The organism is Bittarella massiliensis (ex Durand et al. 2017) (assembly GCF_017566145.1).
Classification (GTDB): Bacteria; Bacillota; Clostridia; order Oscillospirales; family Ruminococcaceae; genus Bittarella; species Bittarella massiliensis_A.
In genome coordinates, this window is the sequence record NZ_JABFCL010000216.1 from 1 (window position 1) to 222 (window position 222).

The window sequence follows — 222 nt, forward strand, 5'->3', positions numbered from 1 at the left end:
TTGATAAAGAAGACCTGGGCCGTTCTTGTCACGTTGTTGATTACCTTTCTGCCCTCCATCACAACATGCGGCAAATTGGTGAAATCGGAATCCAGAAGCACCACCTGGGCAATCTGACGGCTTGCGTCACTTCCGTCCGCAACCGCAATCGAACAGTCCGCCTCTCTGAGAGCCAGCAGGTCGTTGACCCCGTCTCCTGTCATGGCTACCTGGTGTCCCTGC

The 222-nt window shown here is 55.0% G+C and carries 1 protein-coding gene; it reads right to left on the reverse strand.

The genetic code is table 11. The features are described 5' to 3' along the window. The coding region (locus HJY11_RS14095) for a hypothetical protein (protein ID WP_438820445.1) at positions 1-222 on the reverse strand (222 nt) is incomplete at both ends.